A 4,844-nucleotide genomic window follows, 5' to 3' on the forward strand; every position below is an offset into this window, starting at 1 on the left:
GCCGTTGCGCCGGGCGTCCGAGAGGCGTTCCAGGACGATCATGCCCGCGCCCTCGGCCCAGGCGACGCCGTCGGCCGCCGCCGCGTAGGACTTGCAGCGGCCGTCGGGGGCGAGGCCGCGCTGGCGGCTGAACTCGAGGAACATCCCGGCGTTGGCCATCACGGTCGCCCCGCCCGCGAGCGCCATGTCGCACTCGCCCTGGCGGATGGCCTGGCAGGCCAGGTGGAGCGCGACCAGCGACGACGAGCAGGCGGTGTCGACGGTGACCGCTGGCCCTTCGAGGCCCAGCGTGTAGGCGACGCGGCCGGAGGCGACGCTCGCCGTGGTACCGGTCAGCAGATAGCCCTCGACGCGCTCGCTGCCCCGGTGGGTCAGGGAGACATACTCCTGCGTGACGACCCCGGTGAAGACGCCGGTCGACGTGGCGTGCAGGGTCGTGGGGTCGATGCCGGTGGACTCCAGGCTCTCCCACGCCGTTTCGAGGATGAGGCGCTGCTGAGGATCGAGCGCCAGGGCCTCGCGCGGGCTGATGCCGAAGAACTCGGGGTCGAATCGGTCGGCGTCGTAGAGGAACCCGCCCTCGCGGGCATAGCTCTTGCCCGGGGCGTCGGGGTCGGGGTCGTAGAGCCCTTCCACGTCCCAGCCGCGATTGTCGGGGAACGCGCCCACCGCGTCCCGCTCGTCCGCCACCAGGCGCCACAGCTCATCGGGCGTGCTGACGCCGCCGGGGAAGCGGCAGCCCATCCCCACGACGGCGATCGGCTCGTCGTCGGCGGGCGCGGGGCGCGCGTCCTCGGGGGCGCTGGCCGCCCGCGCGGCTGCGGCGGGCGCGGCGGCGTCCTCGGGCGCGGCCTCGTCGTCGACCAGCTCGTCCCTGAGGTGGCTGATCAGCGCGTCGGGCGTGGGGTGGTCGAACAGCATGGTGGACGGCAGGTGCAGCCCCGTCTCCTCGCCGAGCACCAGCAGCAGCTCGATGCCGCTGAGCGAGTCGAAGCCGAGATCCCTGAACGGGCTGCCCGGGTCGAGCGCGGGCGGCGAGGTGTGGCCGAGGACGGCGGCGACGTGCTCGCTCAGGAAGTCAAGGAGCAGACGGCGCTGTTCGGCCTCGGGCTGGCCCGCGAGCCGTCGGCGCAGCGGGGCGTCAGCGGCGGGGGCCTGTGGGCGCCCGGCGGGCCGGGCCGGGGCAGGGAACAGCTCGGCGAGCAGCGGCGACAGCGGGCTCGACGCCCGCGCGGCGCGGGCCGCCGAGGCATCGAGCGCCGCGGGCACGAGCACGGCGCGCTCCGCCGCGAGGGCCGCGTCGAAGAGGGCGAGCGCCCGCTGTTGAGGCATCGGGGCGAGGCCGCCGCGGCTCATGCGGGCCAGGTCGCGCGCGTCGAGGGTGTCGGCCATGCCGCTCTCCCACAGGCCCCACGCGAGCGAGGTCGCGGGCAGCCCGGCGGCGCGGCGGTGTTCGGCGAGCGCGTCGAGGAACGCGTTGGCCGCGGCGTAGTTGGCCTGCCCGGGGGAGCCCAGGGTGCCGACCGCGGACGAGAACAGCACGAACGCGTCCAGGTCGGCGTCCCGCGTCGCCCGGTGCAGGTGCCACGCGCCGTCGGCCTTGGGCCGCAGCACCGCGTCGAGGCGCTCCGGGTCGAGCGCGGTGACGACGCCGTCGTCCAGGACGCCCGCGCAGTGCACCACCGCGCCGAGCGGGTGCTCGTCAGGCAGCGACGCGAGCAGCGCGGCCAGCGCGTCGGGGTCGGCGACGTCGCAGGCGGCGACGGTGACCGCGGCGCCGAGCGCGGTCAGCTCGTCGACGAGCGTGCCCGCCGCCTCGGGGCCCCTCCTGCTGGTCAGCAGCAGCCTTCTGACGCCGCGCGTGGTGACCAGGTGGCGCGCCACGAGGCCGCCGAGGGCGCCGGTGCCGCCGGTGACGAGCACGGTCCGCCGCGCGTCGAACGGTGCCGCGAATGGCGCGTCGAACGGTGTGGCGGGCGACGCGGCGGGCGGCGTTCCCGCGCCGAGCCCGGCCAGCCTGGGCACCAGGAACCTGCCCTCGCGCACGGCGAGTTGGGGCTCGCCGGTGGCCAGCGCCGCCACCAGGGCCTCGCGCGAGGCCCGCGAGCCGTCGAGGTCGAGCAGCGTGAAGCGGTCGGGGTGCTCGGACTGCGCCGAGCGGATCAGGCCCCAGACCGCCGCGGCGGCGGGGTCGGCGCCGTTCCCACCGGGCCCGTGGTCCTCGCCCGTGGCGACCGCGCCCTCGGTGAGGACCACGAGGCGGCAGTCGGCTCCGCCGTCGGCCAGCACCGCCTGGACCAGCTCGAGCGCCAGGCGCGTCGCGGCGCGCGCCGCCTGGGCCGGGTCGGCGCCATCGGCGGCGGCCCACGCGGCGCCGGGGACGACGACCGTCCCCTGGCGTCCCCCCGCGGCACCGGCCCGCAGCGCCGCGCGCAGCGCGTCGGCGTCGGGGTGGGTCTCGGTCGCCCGGCCGAGCGACGCCGCGAGCGCGGCGACATGCCGGTCGTCGGCGCTCCCCACGACGGCCCAACCCACGCCGTCCGGGGGCGTGGTGGCGCGTTCGGGCGCGGGAAGTGAGCGCCAGGCAACCTCGTGGAGCGCCCCTTCGCGCTCGGGTCGCGCCGCGGCGAGCTGGTCGGCGCCGACCGGGCGCAGCACCAGGGAGTCGGCGGTCAGCACCGGCGCGCCCGACGCGTCGGTGACCGTCAGCGCGACCGTCTCGGGTGCGGGGCGCGCCAGCGTGACGCGCAGGGCGCGCGCGCCGGGCGCGTGCAGGGTCACCCCGCTCCAGGAGAACGGCACGAGCAGCGTGCCGTCCGCCGGGGCGTCGGGGGAGGCCAGGGCGACGGGGTGCAGCGCGGAGTCGAGCAGCCCCGGGTGGACGCCATAGCCGTCGGGCGCGATGCCCGGGGGCAGGGCGACCTCGGCATACAGCGTGTCGCCGTCGCGCCAGGCGGCGGTGAGCCCCTGGAACAGCGGGCCATAGCCGAACCCGGCCTCGGCGATCCGGGCGTAGAAGCCGTCGGTCGTCACGCTCTGGGCCGACGCGGGGGGCCAGGTCGCCCCTGGGTTTGGCGCGGCGGGCGCGTCGTCACCGGCCGGGCCGAGCGTGCCGGTGACATGGCACGTCCAGTCGCCGTCCCGCGGTGCGTCGTCGGGCCGCGAGTGGACGGCGAACGTCCGCCGCCCGGCGTCGTCCGCTGGCCTGACCAGGACCCGCAGCTGGAGCGCGCCCCGCTCGGGCAGGGCGAGGAAGACATGGTGGGTGAGGTCCAGGATCCGGGCGCAGCCCACGCGGGCCGCGGCGTGCAGCAGCATGTCGACGAACGCCACACCCGGCATGACCGCGGTGCCGAAGACGGCGTGCTCGCTCGCCCACGCGGGGTCCGAGGCGTTCACCCGGCCCGTCAGGAGCAGGCCGCCCGGGTCAGGCAGCTCGATCGCGGTGGTCAGCAGCGGGTGGCCGGTGGCCGCGAGCCCGAGACTGTCGGCGCCCGCGGTGGGCCTGGGCGTCGGAAGCCAGTAACGACGGCGCCGGAACGGGTAGGTGGGCAGGTCGACGGCGGGCGCCGTGGCCTGGCCGAACACGCCGGACCAGTCGACGGGGACACCGTGCGCGTGCAGGCGGCCGAGCGCGGTCACCAGGGCGTGGGGCTCGTCGCGGTCGCGGTGCAGGGTGGGGATGAGGGTGGCCGCGTCGGCCCGGGCGAGGGACTGGCGGACCATGGCGGTGAGGATGCCGTCGGGGCCCAACTCCAGGTAGCGCGTGACGCCTTCGGCCTCAAGCCGGGTCACGGCGTCGGCGAAGCGCACCGTGCCGCGCACATGCCGCACCCAGTACTCGGGGGTGGTCACGTCGCCGTCCGCCACCACGGGGATCACAGGCCGCGCGTACTCCATGGCCTCGGCGACCTGGCGGAAGTCCTCGAGCATCGGGTCCATGAGCGGCGAGTGGAACGCGTGGGAGACCTTCAGCCGGTTCGTCCTGCGCTCGCCGAGGCGTTCGACGACCGCGGTGACGGCGTCCTCGGTGCCCGAGAGCACCACGGACATGGGGCCGTTGACGGCGGCCAGGCCCACGCGCCCCGTCAGATAGGGGGCGACCTCGTCCTCCGCGGCCTCGACGGCCACCATCGCGCCCCCCGGCGGCAGCGCCCCCATGAGCGCGCCCCTCGCCGTGATCAGCACGGCGGCGTCCTCAAGCGAGAGCACCCCGGCGACATGCGCGGCGGCCAGCTCGCCGATCGAGTGCCCGGCCAGGAAGGCGGGCCGCACGCCCCAGGATTCCATCAGCCGGAAGAGCGCCACCTCGACCGCGAAGATCGCGGGCTGGGTGAACTCCGTCCGGTCCAGCGCCTCCCGGTCGCCCCACATCACGTCGCGCACCTCGGGGTCGAGCACCGCGCACACGTCGTCGAAGGCGCGCGCGAACGCCGGGAACGCGTCGTACAACTTCCGCCCCATGCCGAGGCGTTGACTGCCCTGCCCGGTGAAGAGGAACGCCGTCCCGCCCGGGCGCGGGGTGCCGCGCACCAGGGCGGGCGACGGCTCGCCGCGGCCAAGGGCCTCAAGGGCGCGGTCGAACGCGGCGCGGTCGGCCGCGACGACGGCCGCGCGGTGCGTCAGGTGCGCGCGCGTGGTGGCCAGGGCGTGGCCGACGGTGGCGGGCGCGAGCCCGGGGCGCTCGGCCAGGTGGTCGCGCAGGCGCCTGGCCTGGTCCCTCAGGGCATCCTCGCTCCTGGCCGAGAGCACCCAGGGGACCACGGAGCCCTCGGGTTCGGGGGCCTCGGGCGCCTCGGTCGCCTGGGCTGTCTCGGTGGGCTGTTGGGGGGCTTGTTCGAGGA

At 76.7% G+C, this 4,844-nt stretch carries 1 protein-coding gene; it reads right to left on the reverse strand.

Annotated features, from left to right (window positions below; genetic code table 11):
- A partial coding sequence (locus DEH69_RS13640; protein ID WP_113687219.1) for a type I polyketide synthase occupies positions 1-4,844 on the reverse strand: 4,844 nt, incomplete at both ends.

This window comes from Streptomyces sp. PT12 (assembly GCF_003311645.1).
In the GTDB taxonomy this organism is placed as follows: domain Bacteria; phylum Actinomycetota; class Actinomycetes; order Streptomycetales; family Streptomycetaceae; genus Streptomyces.